The 18,681-nt window shown below is 71.2% G+C and carries 17 protein-coding genes; 10 read left to right on the forward strand and 7 right to left on the reverse strand.

Annotated features, from left to right (window positions below; all coding sequences use genetic code 11):
* Positions 1 to 299: 299 nt before the first annotated feature.
* Positions 300 to 1,913 carry an amidohydrolase gene (locus tag Leucomu_RS00300; protein WP_128385972.1) on the forward strand — a complete coding sequence of 538 codons (1,614 nt, stop codon included), beginning with the start codon at positions 300 to 302 and terminating at the stop codon, positions 1,911 to 1,913.
* Positions 1,914 to 2,009: 96 nt separating this feature from the next.
* Here Leucomu_RS00300 and Leucomu_RS00305 read toward each other — a convergent pair whose 3' ends face one another.
* The gene (locus Leucomu_RS00305; protein WP_164884477.1) at positions 2,010 to 4,538 is read right to left on the reverse strand and encodes a LuxR C-terminal-related transcriptional regulator; all 2,529 of its coding nucleotides are present in this window, start codon (positions 4,536 to 4,538) and stop codon (positions 2,010 to 2,012) included.
* Between the two features lie 317 nt (positions 4,539 to 4,855).
* On the opposite strand from Leucomu_RS00305, the gene Leucomu_RS00310 reads away from it, so the two are divergent.
* From Leucomu_RS00310 to Leucomu_RS00320, 3 genes are read left to right on the forward strand one after another with little or no spacing between them, the layout of a single operon-like run.
* Positions 4,856 to 5,761: an ABC transporter substrate-binding protein gene (locus Leucomu_RS00310; protein ID WP_128385974.1), complete on the forward strand. Its 906-nt coding sequence runs from the start codon at positions 4,856 to 4,858 to the stop codon at positions 5,759 to 5,761.
* 33 nt (positions 5,762 to 5,794) lie between these two features.
* Positions 5,795 to 6,820 carry an amino acid ABC transporter permease gene (locus tag Leucomu_RS00315; RefSeq protein ID WP_128385975.1) on the forward strand — a complete coding sequence of 342 codons (1,026 nt, stop codon included), beginning with the start codon at positions 5,795 to 5,797 and terminating at the stop codon, positions 6,818 to 6,820.
* Positions 6,817 to 7,596 carry an amino acid ABC transporter ATP-binding protein gene (locus Leucomu_RS00320; RefSeq protein ID WP_323368296.1) on the forward strand — a complete coding sequence of 260 codons (780 nt, stop codon included), beginning with the start codon at positions 6,817 to 6,819 and terminating at the stop codon, positions 7,594 to 7,596. Before Leucomu_RS00315 ends, Leucomu_RS00320 begins: the two co-directional genes overlap by 4 nt.
* Before the next feature lie 42 nt (positions 7,597 to 7,638).
* Here the strand turns inward: Leucomu_RS00320 and tagD are convergent, their stop codons facing one another.
* From tagD to Leucomu_RS00335, 3 genes are all read right to left on the reverse strand, one after another.
* Positions 7,639 to 8,037 carry a glycerol-3-phosphate cytidylyltransferase gene (tagD, locus tag Leucomu_RS00325; RefSeq protein ID WP_017884163.1) on the reverse strand — a complete coding sequence of 133 codons (399 nt, stop codon included), beginning with the start codon at positions 8,035 to 8,037 and terminating at the stop codon, positions 7,639 to 7,641.
* Positions 8,038 to 8,326: 289 nt separating this feature from the next.
* Positions 8,327 to 8,542 carry an SCO4848 family membrane protein gene (locus tag Leucomu_RS00330; protein WP_128385976.1) on the reverse strand — a complete coding sequence of 72 codons (216 nt, stop codon included), beginning with the start codon at positions 8,540 to 8,542 and terminating at the stop codon, positions 8,327 to 8,329.
* A 138-nt stretch (positions 8,543 to 8,680) separates the two neighbouring features.
* Positions 8,681 to 10,375 carry a PucR family transcriptional regulator gene (locus tag Leucomu_RS00335; protein ID WP_128385977.1) on the reverse strand — a complete coding sequence of 565 codons (1,695 nt, stop codon included), beginning with the start codon at positions 10,373 to 10,375 and terminating at the stop codon, positions 8,681 to 8,683.
* Positions 10,376 to 10,479: 104 nt separating this feature from the next.
* Here Leucomu_RS00335 and lysA point away from each other — a divergent pair, with 104 nt between their 5' ends.
* From lysA to Leucomu_RS00365, 6 genes are all read left to right on the forward strand, one after another.
* Entirely contained in the window at positions 10,480 to 11,805 is a 1,326-nt protein-coding gene (lysA, locus tag Leucomu_RS00340) for a diaminopimelate decarboxylase (protein WP_228407139.1), read from the forward strand.
* Positions 11,806 to 11,880: 75 nt separating this feature from the next.
* Positions 11,881 to 12,849: an ABC transporter substrate-binding protein gene (locus Leucomu_RS00345; protein WP_031290051.1), complete on the forward strand. Its 969-nt coding sequence runs from the start codon at positions 11,881 to 11,883 to the stop codon at positions 12,847 to 12,849.
* A gap of 20 nt (positions 12,850 to 12,869) precedes the next feature.
* Entirely contained in the window at positions 12,870 to 13,823 is a 954-nt protein-coding gene (locus tag Leucomu_RS00350) for an amino acid ABC transporter permease (protein WP_017884170.1), read from the forward strand.
* Positions 13,816 to 14,655, forward strand: a complete 840-nt coding sequence (locus Leucomu_RS00355; RefSeq protein ID WP_017884171.1) for an amino acid ABC transporter ATP-binding protein — start codon at positions 13,816 to 13,818, stop codon at positions 14,653 to 14,655. The genes Leucomu_RS00350 and Leucomu_RS00355 overlap by 8 nt, the downstream gene beginning before the upstream one ends.
* A 72-nt stretch (positions 14,656 to 14,727) precedes the next feature.
* The gene (locus Leucomu_RS00360; RefSeq protein WP_128385979.1) at positions 14,728 to 15,201 is read left to right on the forward strand and encodes an acyl-CoA thioesterase; all 474 of its coding nucleotides are present in this window, start codon (positions 14,728 to 14,730) and stop codon (positions 15,199 to 15,201) included.
* Entirely contained in the window at positions 15,198 to 16,427 is a 1,230-nt protein-coding gene (locus Leucomu_RS00365) for a glycerate kinase (RefSeq protein WP_228407141.1), read from the forward strand. Before Leucomu_RS00360 ends, Leucomu_RS00365 begins: the two co-directional genes overlap by 4 nt.
* Before the next feature lie 72 nt (positions 16,428 to 16,499).
* Here Leucomu_RS00365 and Leucomu_RS00370 read toward each other — a convergent pair whose 3' ends face one another.
* From Leucomu_RS00370 to Leucomu_RS00380, 3 genes are all read right to left on the reverse strand, one after another.
* Positions 16,500 to 16,967 (reverse strand): GNAT family N-acetyltransferase, encoded by a 468-nt coding sequence (locus Leucomu_RS00370; RefSeq protein WP_017884174.1) that lies wholly within the window; start codon positions 16,965 to 16,967, stop codon positions 16,500 to 16,502.
* Positions 16,964 to 17,254, reverse strand: a complete 291-nt coding sequence (locus Leucomu_RS00375; RefSeq protein WP_128385980.1) for a cupin domain-containing protein — start codon at positions 17,252 to 17,254, stop codon at positions 16,964 to 16,966. Before Leucomu_RS00375 ends, Leucomu_RS00370 begins: the two co-directional genes overlap by 4 nt.
* A 121-nt stretch (positions 17,255 to 17,375) precedes the next feature.
* On the reverse strand, positions 17,376 to 18,602 hold the full coding sequence (locus tag Leucomu_RS00380) for a PucR family transcriptional regulator (protein WP_228407143.1): 1,227 nt from the start codon (positions 18,600 to 18,602) through the stop codon (positions 17,376 to 17,378).
* Positions 18,603 to 18,681 lie beyond the last annotated feature (79 nt).

Genomic DNA, 18,681 nt, shown 5'->3' on the forward strand with positions numbered 1-18,681 from the left:
CGGATGCTGCGAGACGACCGCGCGGTCGAGCTCGCCTTCGAACTTCCGTCGACACTGCCGATACTCGTGGATCGCGCCGGGGCTGTCAATGGCGGGCAGCGCTCGGTCGGCGATCCGGCTTCGGTGAGGCGTATCGCCGGGTTTCGGTCTCACCGAAGGCGGATCCCTCACCCGAGCCGCGGGTGAAATCGGGTGCGAAGGCGGTCATCCGGCTTCCCCGCGAGGGTCCCCGGCCGGTACAAAGGGGTGAGGGCTCCGACGCCCGCCCGGGAGGGGACACGAAGATGGATGGATCCGGCATGCTCCGCATCACGGGGCGCTTCGTGCGCACCGACCTCGACTGCATCGGCGAAACCGCCGGTCCGGCCTCCGCGCCCGAGGCGATGCTCGTCGAGCACGGGCGCATCGTCGCCGTCGGCTCGCAAGACGAAGTGCCCGCACCCGCCGCCGCCCGCCGCATCGACCTCGGCGAGGGCTGGGCGATCCCGGGCCTCATCGAACCGCACGGCCACCCCTCCGAAGCCGCGCAGCTGCTGGGCGGCGACGTCATCGACATCCGTCCCGTCACACTCGAGAGCGCCGACGCCGTGTGGGGCGCGGTCAAGCGCGCGCTCGCGGCCGAACCCCGCCCCGAGCGCGTGCTCGCCAACGGCTGGGATCCCCTGCTGCAGCGCGGGCTCGTACCGCCCAGCATCGTAGACCTCGACGCGATCGCCGGCGACATCCCGCTCGTCATCGTGCACAACTCGCTGCACTCGGCGTACTTCAACACCGCCGCGGCCCGCGAGGCCGGCGTCGACCGCGGCACCCCCGACCCCGCGGGCGCCTCATACGGCCGCGACGCGTCGGGCGAGCTCACCGGCGTCGCCTACGAGGCCGCCGCGGTGATGCGGATCGCCGGCCCCGTCATGGCCGCCGTTCGACAGCAGCTGCCGCAGCGCATGGCCGAGCACCTCGCCGAGGTGCGCCGGCGCGGCATCACCACGGTCGCCGACCTCACCTGGACCGGAGAGCTCGGGCCGCTGTTCGACGGGCTGCGCGACGCCGGGCGCCTGCCCGTGCGCGTGCGCGGCTACGAGATGTCGCGCCCCGGGGCGCGGGCGACCAGGCCCCTCGACAACGGCGACGCCCGCGTGCGGCAGACCGGCGTCAAGGTGTGGAGCGACGGCTCGCCCTGGGTGGGCAACATCGCCACGTCGTTCCCGTACCTCGACACCGAGGCGACCCGCGGCATCGGCCTCGAGCCCGGCCACATCGGGCGCGCGAACTACACCACCGAGCAGCTCATCGACATCGGATCGCAGTACGCGGGCGACGGCTGGCAGCTCGCCTGCCACTCCCACGGCGACGTCGCCGTCGACAGCACCCTCGACGCCTACGAGCACCTGATCAGGGAATTCGCACTGCGCGACCACCGCTTCCGCATCGAGCACTGCGGACTCATGACCCCCGCCCAGTTCCGCCGCGCCGCCGACCTCGGCGTCACCGTGAGCCTCTTCGTCGACCACATCACCTACTGGGGCGACGTGCTCGTCGACGACCTCTTCGGCGAGCGGGGCGCGAGCTGGGCCGACGCGGGCGCGGCGTTCGCCGCCGGCCACCGCGCCACCTTCCACAACGACGGCACGGTGACGCCCTACGAGCCCCTGCGCAACATGGCCGTCGCCGAGACCCGCACCTCGCGCACCGGCAGGCGCCTCGACGGCGGTACGGCCGTCACCCGGCTCGACGCGCTGCGCGCCCACACCACGAACGCCGCCTGGCAGCTGCGCAGCGAGCACGAGGTCGGGGCGCTCGCGCCCGGCCTGCGCGCCGACTTCGCGGTGCTCGACGTCGACCCGCGCACGGCGCAGCCCGAGGCCCTCGCCGAGGCGCGCGTGCTCGCGAGCGCGGTCGACGGTGAGATCGAGTAGGGCGCGGGGCGGGGCGCAGCGCGGCCGAGGCGCGGTGAGGCGCTGCGAGCACCGCGGGATCGCGCGCGCCGGGGCCCGCCGGGAGGCCGCACCCCGCTAGAGCAGACCGACCTGACGCGCCCGCAGCAGCGCGTCGGCGCGGCACGACACCTGCAGCTTGCGGTAGATGCTGCGCGTCTGCGACTTGATCGTGTTCGCCGAGACGTGCAGCGACGCCGCGATCTCCTCGATCGAGGCGTCGCTCGCGAGCTCGACCAGCACCAGCGACTCGCGCTTCGAGAGCTTCTCGAACGCCTCGGTCTCGGTCTCGAACGGCGTGCTCACCGGCTCGATCCACATGCCGTCGGGCACGAGCGTGCGCAGCACCCGCAGGTCGGCGGCCGGCACCCACGAGAGGGGCAGCCGGTTGTTCGTGCGGTCGAGCGCGTAGAGCGCCTGTTCCAGCAGCGTGGCGGCGTACCCCGCGTTGCCGAGGCGCGCGTGGGCGGCCGCGCTCAGCAGCAGGTGCTGGGCCTGATGCGCCGGGTACAGCGCCGAGGGCTCGAGGTCTCCGAGCAGCGCCACCGCGTCCTCGGGCTGAGACGAGAGCAGCGCCAGCCGGGCCCGGGCGAGCACGGTCACCGGTTCCTCGCCCCGGTGGCCCAGCACCGCCCTGGCGCGCAGCAGATCCCCCGTCGCCAGCAGCAGGTCGGCGTGCAGTGCGCGCAGCTCCTCGGCCCACCCCGAGCTCAACGGGTACGAGCTCAGCGCGTCGCGCGTCGCCTCCAGCTCCTCGAGCCCGCGAGCCGCCTCGCCGCCGACCAGGCGCACGACGCCCCGCGTCCAGGTGATCATGGGCCACTGCTCGAACTCATCGAGCCGCTTGGCGACGGGCTGCAGCGCCCGCAGCGCCCCGCGGTGGTCGTCGCGGTTCGCGGCTGTGAGCGCGCAGGCGAGGTGCCAGTCGAGGGCGTAGAGCGAGCCCTCCCAGCCGCTCCACGGCGACGTGCCGATCATCGCGATCTCGCGTTCGGCGCCCACCAGGTCGCCGGTGTATGCGAGCGTGAAGGAGAGCACGGAGCGGGTGTGATACGGCCTGCCGGGGTGAGGGTCGCCCTCCATGCTGGCGGCGAGCTCGATCACGCGCCTGATGCGGTGGGCGAGCAGTGCCGTGATCACCAGTTGCAGGTTGCCGGCGTACAGCCACGACGCGCCGTCGGAGTGATGAGCGCCGGCGACGAGGCGCACGAACTCCTCGCCCGCTCGCGACGCCTCGTCGTAGTTGCGGCTCACCCGCATGCCGCCGAACCTGGCGAGCGCGGCGAACATGCCCTCGACGCTGCCGGGGGCGGCACCGCGCCGCGACAGCTCGGTCAAGCCGATCCGCAGCAGCTGCTTGATGCGCTGGGTGGGGATGATCGCGCTCTCGCTGAGGGCGATCGAGAGCGTGATGGGCACCCCGCCTTCGCGCTTGAGCCGCTCGGTCGGGATCGGGCTCAGCAGCGCGATCACCTCCGCCGGTCGGAACTGGCTGAGCTCCGAGAAGTAGCGCGCGAAGTGGGGGAAGATCGCGCTGTCCATGCCGCCGTCGACGAGCAGCGCGAGCGTCTCGACGGGGTCGGCGAGCTCGCGCAACTGGTCGAACGCGATGCGGCGCACCTCGGTGATGCGTTCGGGGCTGAGCTCCTGCAGCGCTCGATGGCGCAGGGCCGACGAGATGAGGGCGTGCATGAGGAACACGGGGCGGCCGCGACGCATCGTGATGCGGCCGAGACCGCGCTCCTCGAACGAGGTGATGGCGCACCAGCCGCGATCCTCGTCGTCCAGGCGCTTCGCGAGGGCCTCGTCGACCTCGGGGCACAGCGAGACGGCGAGTGCGAGCGCCTCCTCCTCGGTGTTCTCGAAGCGGGGGGTGAAATCGGTGAGCACGGCTGCGACGCCGCGCTCGATCTCGTCGAGTGCGGGGCGGCGGGAGCCGTCGGCGGAGAGCCCGTCCATCACCGAGAGCGCGAGCCGCACCGCGAGCGAGTGCCCGCGGGTCATGCGCTCGAGCACCGCGAGCTCGTTCTGGCTGGCGGGGTAGGGGAGCGCGGCCGCGAGCTGGGCGAGCTCCTCGTCGGTGAATGCGAGCTCCTCCGACCCGATGACCGTGGTGCCGATGGCCGTCGAGGTGAGGGGCGTCTCGAACCGGGTGCGCTGGCGAGTGGTGGCGATGATGCGCAGCGGGGTGGCGACGCGCATGAGCGAGACCAGCTGATCCTGCAGCGCGTCGTCGGTGAGGTGCAGGTCGTCGAGCACGAGCGCCACTTGCGGCTCGGCGCGCAGCAGCGTGGAGGCGAGCAGCGAGGGCACGTCCTCGGGGGCGATGAAGCCGCTCATGTAGCCGTCGGAGAGGTGCTGGAACACGTCGGGGGCGGCGGCGCGCAGCGCGGTGAAGGTGCGAAGCCAGAAGCTGCGGGCGTCGATGATGCCCTCGTCGAGGGTCACCCAGGCGATCGCGGTACCGCGCTGCTCGCGCACCCAGCGGGCGATGAGGGCGGTCTTGCCCGCGCCGCCCTCGGCTCGCACCACGACGACGCGCCCGCCGCCGTCGATCTTCGCGAGCAGCCGCTCGCGCCGCAGCTGGCCGGGTGAATCGGTCGGCACCGCGGCGTTGGTTCGAGGGTCACTAGGCACAGTGTCGTCCCTTTCGCAGGCGGGTGTCCGAGCAGAAGCGCCCCTCCCCGCTTCTCCGGAGGACACCGTCCAACTTCGCGTACTTCCCCCGACACCTAGCTTAACCCGAATGTTACCTGGGTGTTTCGTGGCCGTTCGCCGCATGAACACGCGCTGTGGGCGAGGCGCTCCAGCCTGCATCTGGAGCCGCATAGAGATCCTGTGATGTGCCCGATACACGCGAGCAGTACACTCGGAGCGAGATCGCACGCCGGGCATTCCCGGCCATCCATCACCTGGAGGAATCGATGAAGATTCGCTACGCAGTTCCCGTCCTCGCCGCAGCCGCTCTGCTCACGCTCACCGGCTGCGTGACCAACACGGAGGGGGAGCAGCACGAGGCCGCCGACACGTCGGGCATCCAGCCCGACGAGGCCGCGGTCGCGCTGCTGCCGGACGACATCAAGGACTCGGGCGAGCTCGTGCTCGGCACCGACGCCTCGTACCCGCCCAACGAGTACAAGGACTCCAGCGGCGAGATCGTGGGCTGGGGCGTCGACCTCGCCAGCGCCGTCGCCGCCAAGCTCGGCCTCGAGCCGGTGTGGGAGGAGGCGAGCTTCGACACCATCATCCCCAGCATCCAGGGCGGCAAGATGAACATGGGCTCCTCCTCGTTCACCGATAACGCCGAGCGTCAGAAGACCGTCGACTTCGTCAACTTCTACGAGGCGGGCGTGCTGTGGGCGGCCCCGCTCGGCGCCGGGATCGACCCGAACGACGCCTGCGGCCACAAGGTCGCCGTGCAGTCGGGCACCTTCCAGCACACCGACGAGCTGCCCGCCAAGTCGGCCGAGTGCGAGGCCGCGGGCAAGCCGGCCATCGAGATCATGCCGTTCGAGGGCCAGGCCGAGGCCACCAACGCCGTCGTGCTCGGCCAGGCCGAGGCGTTCAGCGCCGACTCGCCCGTCACCCTCGCCGCGATCGCGGCGCAGAGCGACAAGATCGGCCCCTCGGGCGAGACCTTCGACGTGGCGCCCTACGGCTACGCGCTCGCCAAGAACGCCGACGATCCGAGCACTCCGTCAGACCTCACCCAGGCGGTGCAGGCGGCGCTGCAGTCGCTCATCGACGACGGCACCTACCTCGAGATCCTCACCAAGGCCGGGGTCGAGGACGGCGCGATCGAAGAGGCGACGATCAACGCGGGCTCCTGACCCGCGATTCATCGCTCAGGAAGGCATCGTCCTATGACAGAGCAGGCGAACGGGGCTTCGGGCAGCGACTCGAAGCCCCAGCCGTTCTACGAATCCGAGCCCATCGAGGCCGTCAAGCTGAAGCATCCCGGGCGCATCGTCCTCGCGGTGATCCTCGCGGTGCTCGCCGTGCTGTTCATCATCGACACTGCGCAGCGACCCGCCTTCGACTGGCCCGAGGTCGGCAAGTACCTCTTCGACACCCGCATCTTCGCGGCCGCCGGCTACACCCTGCAGCTCACCGTCTACTCGATGGTCATCGCGATCATCCTGGGCGTGTCGCTCGCGATCATGAGACTGTCGCCGAACCCGATCGTCAAATCGGTGGCGTGGGTGTACCTGTGGATCTTCCGCGGCACCCCGGTCTACGTGCAGCTGACGTTCTGGGGCCTGTTCGCGGTGATCTACCCGACGCTCGGCATCGGCATCCCCTTCATGGATCCCATCTTCGAGTTCGAGACGAAGGCGATCATGACGGCGTTCACGCTCGCCATCGTCGGCCTCGCACTCAACGAGGCCGCCTACATGGCCGAGATCGTGCGGGCCGGCCTGCTGTCGGTCGACAAAGGCCAGGACGAGGCGGCGGTCGCGCTGGGCCTCGGCTGGTGGCACACCATGACTCGGGTGATCCTGCCGCAGGCCATGCGGGTGATCATCCCGCCCACCGGCAACGAGGTGATCTCGATGCTGAAGACCACCTCGCTCGTGACGGCGGTGCCGTTCACGCTCGAGCTCTTCACCAAGCAGAAGGACATCGCGGCCGTCACCTACAAGCCGGTGCCGATGCTGCTCGTCGCCTCGATCTGGTACCTCGTCATCACGTCCATCCTCATGGTGGGCCAGTACTACCTCGAGAAGCACTTCGCCAAGGGCGTGGGGCAGCGGCCCGACGTGATGAAGCCGAGCCTCGAGACGGGCGCGATCACCGTTGCGGACGACGAGCGCGGATATCCGACCTACCCCGGGGCCGGCGGGGATACGATCCTGCCGCCGCACAATCGTCCAGGAGGTGGCGCATGAGCGTGCACGCGACCGACACCCCGATGGTGAGGGCCGAGGGCGTCTCGAAGTCCTACGGCTCGAACCTGGTGCTGAAGTCGATCTCGCTCGAGGTGCAGCGCGGCGAGGTGCTCTGCCTCGTCGGGCCCTCGGGCTCGGGCAAGTCGACGTTCCTGCGCTGCATCAACCACCTCGAGACCGTGAACGCCGGTCGGCTGTTCGTGGACGGCGAGATCGTGGGCTACCGCCAGAAGGACGACAAGCTCTACGAGATGCACCCGCGCGAGGCCTCGAAGCAGCGACGCGACATCGGCATGGTGTTCCAGCGATTCAACCTGTTCCCGCACATGACCGCGCTCGAGAACGTGATGCTCGCGCCGACGCTGCTGAAGAAGGGACACCGGGCGGCGCTGAAGGCGCGGGCGCTCGAGCTGCTCGCTCGGGTGGGCCTCGCGGATCGCCACGACTACTATCCCGCTCACCTGTCGGGCGGGCAGCAGCAGCGCGTCGCGATCGCCCGCGCGCTCGCGATGGAGCCGAAGCTCATGCTCTTCGACGAGCCGACCTCGGCGCTCGATCCCGAGCTCGTGGGCGAGGTGCTCGACGTGATGAAGGGGCTCGCCGAGAGCGGCATGACGATGATCGTCGTGACGCACGAGATGGGCTTCGCTCGCGAGGTCGCCGATCAGCTCGTCTTCATGGACGGCGGGGTGGTCGTCGAGGCGGGCGACCCGGCGGAGGTGCTCAGCAACCCGCAGCGGGAGCGCACCAGGGCGTTCCTCTCGAAGGTGCTGTAGGCGGCCGTCTGGGGCCGGGCTTCTGCCCGGCCTCAGCCGAGGTCAGGCGTTGACGCCGAGGTCGCGCTTGATCTTGGTGGTCGAGACCCCCTCGGTGCGGTCGAGGTAGACGACCTCGCAGTAGGGGCGCAGGATCTCGAAGCGCTCGTCGCCCTCCCAGTCGCCGCCCATCACCACGGCGTCGATCTCGTACTTCTGCACGTCGCCGATCTTCTGGTCCCACGACTGCTCGGGGATGACGAGGTCGACGTAGCGCACGGCCTCGAGCATGTTCTTGCGGGTCTCGAAGTCGTGGTAGGTCTTCTTGCCCTTGCCGGCGTTGAACTCCTCGGTCGAAGCTGCGACCACGAGGTAGTCGCCGAGATCGCGTGCGCGCTTGAGCAGCCGGATGTGCCCCCAGTGCAGGAGGTCGAAGGTGCCGTAGGTCAGGATCCGCTTCATCTCTCTATCGTAAGCCGCACGGTCCGCGTACCCTGGATGAAAGGGCTGCGGCCTCTGCGGCCCCGCGAAGAAGGAGGTCACGATGCGGATCGATGATGATCGCCGAACCCCGGACCACGAATCTGATCCCGCGCACAACGACGAGCTCGGGCACGAGTGGGTCGACGAGGGGGGGCCTCGCACCTCGGGCCGGCTACGCACCTCGGATCGGGTCGCCCTCACGGCGACGAAGAGGAAGAGGAGTGACGGTCGAGCGGCCCGTCGGCTGAGCCCGCCCCGGCTCCTCGCGTCAGGTGACGAGCACGAGCACGCCCGCGATCGCGGAGACGACGGCGATGAGCAGGGCGATGCCGATCAGCACGGCGTGCACGCGGGAGAACGCGGTGGGCCGGCCCTGCTCGTCTCGGGCGCGCGGATCCTTGGTGACGCGCGTCCAGAAGCGCGGCCAGACGATCACGTTGTAGACGGCGTTGAGCAGCAGCACGATGCCTGCGAAGACGATCATGCCCTCAGCCTAGGGCGTGCCGCCGGTGCGTGCTCGCGGCGGCACTCCCGGGCGCGACGCCCTCGCCGGCCCCGAGGGGTCGACCGGCGAGCAGCTGTTCCCTCCGGTCTTCCCGAGCGTCTGAGCCGCGGTGTCCGCTCACTCCCCGTCGTCTCGGGGGAGCGACTGCTGCAGCCGGAGGGCGCTCAGCTGCGCCCAGGCGATGAGCAGGGCCCGGTGGTCGCCGTCGGCCGAGCCCAGGCGCTCGCGCAGCTTGCGGATGCGGTAGCGCACCGTCTGCTCGTGCACCTGGAGCCGGGCCGCGGTGCGCGAGATGCTGCACGCCTGCTCCAGCCAGCACTCGAGGGTCTCGGCGAGCGGGGCGAGGGGCGAATCCGCGTCGAGCATCTGCCGCACCTCCGGCAGCACGAGTCTGCTGTCGAGCTCGAGCTGCGACAGGCAGGCGGCGAAGAAGAGCTGGGGTCGCAGCCGGGCCACCGTGCCCACCTGCTCGGCGACGCCGGAGGCGAGCGCTGCGAGCTGCCGCGCCTCCTCGTTGGCCCGGGGGAGGCCGGTGCTGAGCGGATGCGGGTCGCTCAGGCCGACGTGGATGGCGGATCGCGCGGATCCGTCGACCTCGGAGAGCGCGGCGACGACCCACTCGCGCACCGTCTCGACCTGTGAGGCGGGGCAGAGCGCCGTGATCTCGTTGCCGTCGGAGAAGAGCACGAGATCGGGGACGTAGGTCGCGAGGTAGCGGCCGAGGGAGGTGCGGATCTCGGCGGTGTGCACCGCGGTGCTCTGCGTGCGCGGCACCGCGCAGTGCAGCAGCACCCCGTTCGCGATGCCCGAGGGGTCGACGATCTCGCGGTCTCCGGGTTGGGCGGCTCCGGCGATCATGCGTCTGAGCGCGGCTTCGCGCCTGGCGCCGTCGCGCGTGCTCGTCTGCCATTCGCCGAGCATCGCGTCGGCCGCGAGGTCGGCGGCCTGCCTCAGCACCCGCTCCCGCTCGGGCGGCAGCGGGCTCGCGGCGGGGTCTTCGCCGTCGGGGTCGAGCACCCAGATGGTGCCGAGGGGGATGGCTCCCGCGCGGATCGCGATGGCCGCCCGGGGGAGGAACGACCGGTAGCGTTCGAAGCGGACGATCCCATTGGCGGCCAGCACCTCCCGGTAGCGGCGCTCGTTGACGGGCGCGTCGCCCGCGCGGCGGAAGAGGATGCCCGTGGTGCGCAACTCGTCGATGGCCTGATCGAGCACCGATGAGTGGGCGAGGATGTCCCGCTGGTGGTTCTCGATCGCGACCGAGCCCCCGAAGACACGGGCGACCGTGTTGGCGATCGCGAACAGCTTGTCGCCCGTCGACGGGGCGAGTGTGAGCGAGCGGGCGTTCTCTCCCAGCAGTCTCGTGATGAGCGCGTCGAACTCCCGCCAGTTCACCTCCGGTGCGAGTACGACGGCGACGAGCCCCGCCTCGCGCACGAGGCGTTCGAATGGCACCGGTGCCGAATCCTCCCGGGGCACCTCGACGCCGCTCTTGAACGCGACTCCGACGCATCCCTTCCCGGCCGCGGCGCGCAGGGCCCGGAGCAGCTCGTCGGAGCGCATGGCGTCGGCGGAGACGATGCTCAGCAGAGTCCCCTCGCCGCCGGCCTCGCCGCTGCGGGCGTCGTAGATGTCGAGTGCCTGGATCAGCGGGTCGTCGGCGCCGGCGGGCGCGTCGACCTGCACGAGGTCGCTTCCGAGGCGCTGCTCGAGGGTGCTGAGCCGCACTCCGAAGCGCGGCTGCCACGCCGCCTCTCGGGAGGGCGTGCCGCCGCCCGTCAACGAGGGTTCTGCGGAAACTGATAATCGCATGGCCAAAATTTACCGGATCCGACAATATATCGCGATGATCCCCCTCATAGCCTGGTGAGCGTTCCCAGTTCCCGTTCGACGACGAAGACGTGGAGGTCGCCGCGATGACGCCGCACACCCTGCCAGCGCACCTTGCACGAGTGCTCCCGATCCACAGCTCCATCGGGCCGGACGGCGAGCTCGTCGTCGGAGGCTGCTCGGTTCCGGAGCTGGCGCGGGAGTTCGGCACCCCCCTCTACGCGATCGACGAGCAGGGGCTGCGCGACACGATGCGCCGGTACCGGGAAGGGCTGTCGAGCCGGTGGGCGCGCTCCCGGGTCTGCTTCGCCTCGAAGTCGCTGCCCTGCGTCGCGGCGTACGCCGTCGCCCAGCAGGAGGGGCTGCTCGTCGACGTCGTGGGCGAAGGCGAACTGCGGCTCGCGCTCGCGGCCGGCGTCGAACCGGGCCGACTCGTGCTGCACGGCAACGCCAAGAGCGAGGCTGAGCTGCGGCTCGCCAAGAGCGTCGGCGCGGGGCTCGTGGTGGTCGACAACCCCACCGACATCGAGATGCTGAGCGAGATCGAGGGCGGTCGCCAGGACGTGCTGCTCCGGGTGCTGCCCGAGATCGACGCGAACACCCACCCCTCGATCGCCACCGGAGGGCGGGGATCGAAGTTCGGCCTGACCCTCGCGCAGACCCGCGAGACCGTCGAGCGGCTGCGGGACCACCCGCGCATCCGGGTGCGGGGCGTGCACGTGCACATCGGCTCGCAGATCCTCGAGACCGCTCCGTTCGTCGAAGCGCTGAGGGTCGTCGCCGGTCTCGGCGCCTTCGACATCTACAACGTGGGTGGCGGACTGGGCGTGAACTACTCCGATGATGACGACGCGCCGACCATCGAGCAGTACCTCGACGCCGTCACCGCCGCGGCGCGCGAAGCGCTTCCGGCGACCGCCGAGCTGCTCATCGAACCAGGGAGGTCCCTGGTCTCGCGCAGCGGGGTCACGCTCTACGGCGTGCGGAACGTGAAGCGCTCGAACAGCACGTTCGTCGCGGTCGACGGGGGCATGTCGGATCAGATCAACATCGCGCTCACCGACGACCGATTCACCGCGGTGATCGCGGAGCGCGTGGCCGAAACCCCCGATACGATCGCTCAGGTGGTCGGACGCCAGTGCGAATCGGGCGACCTGCTCGTCGATCGGGCGCCGCTGCCGGCGCCGCGTCGCGGCGACACCGTCGCGATCGCCGGCACCGGGGCGTACGGCTTCACGTTCGTGAACAACTACAACGGCGCCCTGCACCCCCCGATGGTCTTCTGCCTGCGGGGGGAGCCCAGCGTGGTGGTGCGCGGTCAGAGCTACGAAGACCTGATCGCCCCCCACGCCCCCGCGCTCGAGTGGACGAGGCGGCGCCCAGCCGAGGACGGCGCTCGGCGAGGGCCGTAACCAGACCAACCCGCAACACCCTCGAGTACAGCACGACGGGACACCGAAGTCCCGTGGAACGAAAGGAACGAAAGCATGAGAACGACACGGATGACGCGCACCCTGACCGCACTGGCCGTGGGGGCGCTCGCCCTCACCGCGTGCAGCGGCGGAGGCACCGCCTCCGGCGAGACCGGCGCCGACGGGGCCGAGACCGTGCCGGGCGGTCTGCCCCTCACGGCGACCGCGCAGTTCGACGTCGAGGCCGACGAGGCCGCCGCCGCGCTGCTGCCCGACGACGTGCTCGACCGGGGCGCGATCCGCATCGCCATGGGAGTGCCCTACCCGCCGTTCGTCGAGTACAACGACGCCGACGAGCTGGTCGGAGTCGACGTCGACATGGCGCTCGCGCTCGGCCAGACCCTCGGGATCGACGTCGAGGTGAACCATCAGCCGTTCGAGTCGGTGATCCCCTCGCTGCAGTCCGACCGGCACGACCTGATCATGATGGGCATGAACGATTCGAAGGAGCGCCAGCAGACCCTGAACTTCATCGAGGAGATCAAGGCGGGCTTCGCGATCGTCGTCGCCAAGGGCAACCCCGAGGGCATCAACACCCTCACCGACCTCTGCGGGCACAGCGCGTCGACCCAGAAGTCGACGCTGCAGGCCGAGCTGCTCCAGCAGCTCTCCGAGGAGTGCATCGCCGATGGCAAGGAGGGGATCGACGTGCAGGCGCTGCCCGTGGCCCAGGACTCCCAGACCGCGCTGCGCGCCGGGCGCGCGCAGGCGTACATCGTCGACGCGCCGGTCGCGGCCTTCACCGCCGCGACGGCGGGCGACGGAGAGCACTTCGAGCTGGTCGAGGACCCGCAGAACCCTCAGGGCTTCAACCCCGTGTACAGCGGGTTCGGCCTGCTGAAGGAGCGCACGGAGCTCACGGACGCGCTGCAGGCGGCGATGCAGAGCCTCATGGACCAGGGCGTCTACCAGCGCATCCTCGAGGAGCACGGCCTCGGTTCGCTCGCGCTCGACGAGGCGCTCGTGAACGCGGCCGACGAGTAAGAGACGGGGAGGGACAGAACATGGCACCCCCTGCTCCGAGCAGAGAGTTCGACAACGCGGTACGGCCGCTGCGGCGCCCCGGGCGGTGGATCGGTGCCGCGTTCCTCATCATCCTGCTGGTGGCGTTCGTGCAGGCGATCGCCACCAACGAGAACATCGACTTCCCCACCATCGGGGAGTACCTCTTCAACCCCAGGATCCTCTCGGGGGTGCAGCTCACCCTCGTCATCACCGTGATCTCGATGACGTGCGCCGCGCTGCTCGCGGTCATCATCGCGGCGATGCGCATGTCGGGCAACCCCGTGCTCGTCGCGTTCGCGGCGGTCTACGTCTGGGCCTTCCGCGGCACGCCGCTGCTGGTGCAGATCGTGATCTGGGGCTACTTCGGCCTGATATTCGACAAGATCACCGTCGGCGTCCCCTTCACCGACATCGTGTTCTTCCAGGCCGACACCAACACCCTCATCACCGCCCTGGTGGCCGGGATCATCGCCCTCACCCTCAACGAGGCGGCCTACTCCTCGGAGATCGTGAGGTCGGGCATGCTCTCGGTGGACGAGGGCCAGCGGGAGGCGGCGGCGTCGCTCGGCATGAGCCCCGCGTACTGCTTCCTGAAGATCCTGCTGCCGCAGGCGATGCGCGTGATCATCCCGCCGATGGGCAACCAGCTCATCTCGATGATCAAGAACACCTCCCTGCTCTCGCTGATCGCGGTGCTCGAGCTGTACACGCAGGCCACCCAGATCTCGGCGCAGAACCTGCGCCAGGTCGAGCTGCTCATCGTCGTCAGCATCTGGTATCTGGCGATCGTCTCGGTGCTCTCCGTGCCGCAGCACTACCTCGAGCGGCACTTCGGCCGGGGCAGCACGAAGAACCAACCGCAGACCCTGCTGCAGAAGGCGCGCGAGTACACCGGGAGCATCCAGGTGCAGCGCGAGCACAAGCGCAAGCGAAAGGCGAGCAACCATGTCTGATCTCCTTCCCCCGGATGACGCCGCCGGCGCGACCGGGCTCGACGCCCCGCGCTCGACGGCCGCGCTCGACGACACGGCGCTCGTGCAGCTGCGCGGCGTGCGCAAGCGCTTCGGCAACCTCGAGGTGCTCAAGGGCATCGACATGGACGTGCGGCACGGCGAGGTGACGTGCCTGCTCGGCCCCTCGGGATCGGGCAAGTCGACGCTGCTGCGCTGCATCAACCATCTCGAGACCATCAACGGCGGCCGCATCGTCGTCGACGGCGACCTCGTCGGGTACCGGGAGCGGCACGGCGAGCTGCACGAGCTGCATCCGCGCGACGTGGCCAAGCAGCGCCGCAAGATCGGCATGGTGTTCCAGCGGTTCAACCTCTTTCCGCACAAGACCGCGCTCGAGAACATCATGGAGGCTCCGATCGGCGTTGCGAGACGACCGCGGGGCGAGGTGCGCTCCGAGGCGCTCGCCCTGCTCGAGCAGGTCGGTCTGCAGGAGTGGGCGAACCACTACCCGGCCCAGCTGTCGGGCGGGCAGCAGCAGCGCGTGGCGATCGCGCGGGCGCTCGCGATGAAACCCAAGATCATGCTGTTCGACGAACCGACGTCCGCGCTCGACCCCGAACTCGTCGGCGATGTGCTCGCCGTGATGCGGGATCTCGCGCGCAACGGCACCACGATGGTGGTCGTCACGCACGAGATCGGCTTCGCGCGCAGCGCTGCGGACACGGTGGTGTTCATGGACGAGGGCGTCGTCGAGGAGTCCGGTTCGCCCGAGCAGGTCTTCGACGAACCGCGCAGCGAGCGCACGAGAGCCTTCCTGCGGAGCGTGCTGTAGCCGCGACGGATCGGCCCGTCGCGCGCCGCGCCGCACGTCGGGGCGCGCGGCGCGCCCGCGTAGGCTGAGGGTATGAGCGAGTACCGGCACGTGGTGCGCAAGTGGGTCAAGCCCGAGGATCTCAACCAGCACGGGGCGCTGTTCGGCGGCCGGCTGCTGCAGTGGGTCGACGAGGAGGCCGCGATCGTCGCCGTGGCGCAGCTCGGCACGATCGACGTGGTGACCCGGCACATGTCGGCCATCGACTTCTCGGCGCGCGCCGACCGCGGCGACCTGCTCGAGCTCGAGTACCGGGTGGCGGCCTTCGGGCGCACCTCGATCACGCTGAGCTGCCGCGTCGAGAACGCCGTGACCGGTCAGCAGGTGCTCACCCTCGACCGCATCGTGTTCGTCGCGGTCGACGCCGAGGGGCACGCGGTGGCGCACGGGCGCACCGCGGCGACCGAGGGCACCGAGCGGCTGCGGGACCCGGGCGCCCCGGCGCGGCGCGGCGAGCACGCAGCCGGCGCGGGCGAGAGCGGCGACCGGGCCGCTCCGGACGCGTGAGCGGGGCCCGAGTCGCTGCGCCGCGCGTGCTGGTCGCCTGCGACAAGTTCAAGGGCTCCGCGACGGCGCTCGAGGTGGCCGGGGCGCTGCGCCGCGGCATCCTCGCCGAGCGGTCGGGCGCCGAGGTCGACGTGCTGCCGGTCGCCGACGGCGGCGACGGCACGGTCGACGCGGCGCTCGCCGCCGCTGCTTCCTCCTCCTCGGCGACCGCCGCGGCGCCCGGATTCGACGAGCGCCGCTGCTCCGTCACGGGCCCGTACGGCGAGCCGCGGGAGGCCCGCTTCGCGTTCGACCCCGGTGCCCGAACCGCGGTGATCGAGGTCGCCGAGGCCTGCGGGCTGCACCTCGTCGATCGGCACGCGCTGGGATCGGGTGCCCTCGACGCGACCGTCGCCACGAGCGCGGGGGCGGGTCAGCTGATCGCCGCGGCGCTCGACGCCGGAGCGCGCAGCATCGTGCTCGGCCTGGGCGGCAGCGCGACGACCGATGGCGGCGCGGGCATGCTGACCGCGCTCGGCCTGGGCGTCTTCGACGCGGTGGGCGCGCCGGTCGGGCCGGGCGGTGCCGGCGCCTCGCACGCGACCCGGATCGACACCGCCGGCCTCGACCCCCGTCTGGCCGGGGCGCGGATCCTCGTCGCATCCGACGTCACGAACCCGCTCTGCGGCGACGACGGCGCGGCCGCCGTCTACGGTCCGCAGAAGGGGCTGCCGCCCGAGCGCATCGCCGAGATCGACGCCGGTCTCGGCCGTTTCGGGGCCCTGGTCGAGCGCGGGCTCGGCGCGGCGCCGGGGGAGTGGACGGGGCGGCCGGGCGCCGGCGCGGCGGGCGGGCTCGGCTTCACCGCGCTCGCGGTGCTGGGCGGCGAGCTGCGCCCCGGCATCGATCTCGTGCTCGACCTGCTGGGCTTCGACGCCGCGGTGGCGGGGGCCGATCTCGTGATCACGGGCGAGGGGCGGCTCGACGAGCAGACGCTCAGCGGCAAGGCCCCGGCCGGCGTCGCGGCGCGCGCGGGCGGCGCGCCCGTGGTGCTCGTGTGCGGATCCAGCGCCCTGCCTCGCGAGCGCGCCGTCGCGGCGGGCTTCCGCGAGGTATTCGAGCTCGTCTCGATCGAGCCCGACGCCGAGCGGTGCATGCGCGAGCCCCTGCCGCTGCTCGAGCGCATCGGCCGGCTCATCGGTGGGTGCCTGGCCCAGCTCGCGGCCCGGCCGCCCGAGGCGCGGTGAATCGCGCGCGGAACGGATGCGACCGGCCGGTGCCTCCCGCTCGGGGCGGGACCCGCTGCACGACGGATGCGGCTACTCCGCGGGCGCCAGGTCGTAGGTGACCCAGGGGGTCTGCCGGGCGACCCGGTCGTAGAGGCTGCGCGCCGTCGTGTTGCTCTCATGCGTGATCCAGCGCACCACCGAAGCGCCCTCGTCGCGCGCGATCTCGGCGAGGCGGGCGAGGATCGCGGATCCCGCGCCCGTGCCGCGCGCCTCGGGCACGGTGAAGAGATCGTCGAGGTAGAGCCCCTGCTCGCCGATGATCGGTCGCGCGAAACTGCGGAAATGCCCCATGCCGACCAGCCGCCCGTCGAGCTCGGCGACGAGGCCGCGCGTCCCGTGCGCGGGATCCATCAGCCACCCCCACACGGTGTCGACCACCGCGGGATCGTGCGTCTTCTCGTAGAAGTCGCGGTAGCCGCGGAAGAGCGCACCCCAGGCCTCGCGATCGCCCTCGATCACGGGCCGCACCACGACCGACCCGCCCGCCTGCGCGCTCACGAGAGCTTCTCCACCTCGACGAAGACCACGTCGGCGGCGTCGCCACGGTTCTCGATGCGGTGCTCCGCGCCGGAGGGGCGCGTGTAGCTGCGGCCCGCCACGAGCTCGGCGACGATCTCGCTGCCGTCGGCGTTCGCGACGTGCATCGTGTCGGTCACGAGCGGCACCACGACGTACTCGTGCTCGTGCCGGTGCATCGGGATCGCCCCGCCCGGTTCGATGGTCCACTTCGTGACGCGGAAGTGCTCGTTCTCGAGCTGTACCTCGCTGCGCGATCCGGTGCTCATGATCCTCCTCGATGCGTGACCGGGCGCCCCGTCGGCGCCCTCCGCCCCCAGCTTAGGCCCGGCACCCGCTTCCGGGGCCGGTCGCGGGCGCGAGGCCGGCGCGCCCGGCCCCGCGACGGGCTCACGGGGCGAGGGAGCCGGGGGTGCGCCCCTCTCCGAGCTCAGCCCGGCGGCCGATGATCTCCGGGTACAGCGCGAGGATGAGGTTCGACAGCGAGAACGGCGACGCGAGCGGCTCGCCGATCGCCTCCTCGACGCGCCCGATGCGGTAGCGCACCGTGTTGGGGTGCAGGAAGAGCGCCTCGGCCGTGCCCGCCACGTTCTGGCCCGCGGCGAGGTAGGTCGTGAGCGTGTCGCGCAGCTGCTGCGAGCCGAGCGGCGCGAGCGTGCGGTCGATCCGCTCCCGGAGCTGCCGCGGATCGACGTGCGAGAGCAGCCAGGTCGAGAGGTCGATGCGGTCGATGAGCACGGGGCCGAGGTCTTGGGGCGCCTCCGCGGCGGCGGCCCACTGCCGCGCGATGCCGAGCGCCGTCTCGGCCTCGCGCACGCACTCGGGAACCGCCGAGAGCGAGGGCGACGGCGCCGAGGAGCCCGTGAGGAATTGCCGAGAGACGGCGGCGAGCCACTGCTCGCTCGCGTGCGAGGCGGGAACGAGGGCCGCGACCGTGGCGGGCGCGTCCATGTCGACGCGGCGCAGCATGACGAGCAGCGGCAGGTCGTCGGAGCGGGCCCGTGAGACGAGCTGGGCGATGTGCGCCTCGGACGCCGAGGGCTCGTCGAGCGGAGCGAGCTCGACGGCCCGCACGCTCGCGTAGGTGGGGAATCGGAACTGGGCGAGCCGGCTCCAGAAGCGATGCTCGCGGGCCGGCAGGATGCCGTCGTGCAGCGCCGCGATGAGCTGTTCGTTGTCTCGGCGGTCGCGCTGGGTGGCGCCGTACTGGATGCCGTGCACGGCCCCCAGCAGGCGCTCCGAGGTGTCGAGCAGCAGCTCGCCGATCTGCTCCAGCGTCTCGGGCCCCCGGCTCGCGATCGCGATGACGTGCACGCCGTCGCGCAGTGCGACGCGGCGCGTGCGCACGTGCCAGCGACCGATCTCGAGGGCGAGCTCGCGCTGGTTGGTCGCGGAGACCTCGTTCCAGATGAGCTGCACGGGCGCTTCGCCGGTGCTCGCGACCACGCTGCCCTCGAAGTCGTAGATGATCGCGGTGCCGTGGCAGAGCGTGCTCACGCGGGAGGCGAGGGATCGCACCGGGTCGGTCGAGGAGACGGCGGCGAGCAGCGCGTGGGTGATGTCGAGTCGGGTGCGGAGACGGGCGAGCTCGGCGCCGGTGTCGGATTCGTCGGGCATGCGGATCGCCCCTCTCTTCGTCGAGTGCTCGTGGCCGGGCACGCCTGCGCCCCATCCTCGGTGCGGATTGTGTGAACGG

Origin of the sequence: Leucobacter muris (genome assembly GCF_004028235.1) — a bacterium.
Taxonomy (GTDB): domain Bacteria; phylum Actinomycetota; class Actinomycetes; order Actinomycetales; family Microbacteriaceae; genus Leucobacter; species Leucobacter muris.